This is a genomic window from Sphingomonas sp., from assembly GCF_031380695.1.
Lineage (GTDB): Bacteria > Pseudomonadota > Alphaproteobacteria > Sphingomonadales > Sphingomonadaceae > Sphingomicrobium.
The window spans coordinates 1-1,786 of sequence record NZ_JANMWY010000254.1 but is presented as its reverse complement, the minus strand read 5'-3'; the positions used below and the strand labels follow the sequence as shown (position 1 = coordinate 1,786).

Genomic DNA, 1,786 nt, shown 5'->3' with positions numbered 1-1,786 from the left:
AGTGCCGCCAGCGCGGGCTGACCTATGCCGCGCCGATGCGGGTGACGCTGCGCCTGACCAGCTTCGAGATCGACCCCGACACCGAAGCCAAGTCGGTCATCGATATCAAGGAGCAGGACGTGTACATGGGCGACATGCCGCTCATGACCATGAACGGCACCTTCATCATCAACGGCACCGAGCGGGTGATCGTCAGCCAGATGCACCGTAGCCCGGGCGTCCTGTTCGACCATGACCGCGGCAAGACCCATTCGTCGGGCAAGTATTTGTTCGCCGCCCGGGTCATTCCGTATCGCGGCAGCTGGCTCGATTTCGAATTCGACGCCAAGGACATCGTCAACGTCCGCATCGATCGCAAGCGCAAGCTTCCGGTCACCGCCTTGCTCCACGCGCTTGGCCTGTCGAGCGAGGAAATCCTCAACACCTTTTACAAGAAGGTGGTCTACGTCCGCGGTCCCAACGGCTGGCAGATCCCTTATGTCAGCGACCAGTGGCGCGGACAGAAGCCGGCTCATGACGTCATCAACGCCGACACCGGCGAAGTCATGTTCAAGGCGCACGAGAAGATCAGCCCGCGGCTGGCCAACAAGGCGGCCAAGGACGGCCTCGCCAACCTCATCATCCCGACCGAGGAAATCTTCGGTCGCTTCTCCGCCTATGACCTCGTCGATGGCTCGACCGGCGAAATCTACATTGAGGCGGGCGACGAAGTGTCGGCCGAGAATCTCGAGAAGCTCGACAAGGCCGGCACCGACCGGCTCGAGCTGCTCGACATTGATTACGTCAACACTGGTCCGTGGATCCGCAACACGCTCAAGGCCGACAAGTCCGAGGATGGCGACAGCGCGCTGAGCGACATCTACCGCGTCATGCGCCCCGGCGAGCCGCCGACGCGCGAGACTGCCGACGCGCTGTTCTACGGCCTGTTCTTCGATCCCGACCGCTACGACCTCAGCGCCGTCGGCCGGGTCAAGCTCAACATGCGCCTTGGCCTCGACGCCGAGGACACGGTCACCACGCTGCGCCGCGAGGACATCCTCGCGGTCGTGCAGGAGCTGGTCAACCTCAAGGATGGCAAGGGCGATATCGACGATATCGACAACCTCGCCAACCGCCGCGTGCGCTCGGTCGGCGAGCTGCTCGAGAACCAGTATCGCGTCGGCCTCCTGCGCATGGAGCGTGCGGTCAAGGAACGAATGAGCAGCGTCGACGTGTCGACCGTCATGCCCAACGACCTGATCAACGCCAAGCCGGCGGTCGCCGCGGTGCGTGAATTCTTCGGCAGCTCGCAGCTGTCGCAGTTCATGGATCAGACCAACCCGCTGTCGGAAGTCACCCACAAGCGCCGCGTGTCGGCGCTCGGGCCGGGTGGTTTGACCCGTGAGCGCGCCGGCTTCGAAGTCCGCGACGTCCACCCGACCCATTACGGCCGGATCTGCCCGATCGAGACTCCCGAAGGCCCGAACATCGGCCTGATCAACTCGCTCGCCAGCTTCAGCCGGGTGAACAAGTACGGCTTCATCGAGACGCCGTACCGCAAGGTCATCGACCACAAGGTGACCGACGAGGTCGTCTATCTGTCGGCGATGGAAGAAGTGAAGCACACCATCGCCCAGGCGAACGCCGAAATCCTGCCTGCCGGCACGTTCGGCGAGGAAATCGTCTCGAGCCGCCGCGCTGGCGACTTCCTGATGGCGCCGCGCGACACGATCACGCTGATGGACGTCAGCCCCAAGCAACTCGTCTCGGTTGCCGCATCGCTCATTCCGTTCCTGGAAAATGATGA

Annotated in this window: 1 pseudogene; it reads left to right on the top strand. The window is 63.3% G+C overall.

Features of this window, described 5'->3' with window-relative positions:
• Positions 1-1,786 (top strand): annotated as a pseudogene (locus RMN84_RS09130) (DNA-directed RNA polymerase subunit beta); the annotation flags it as partial.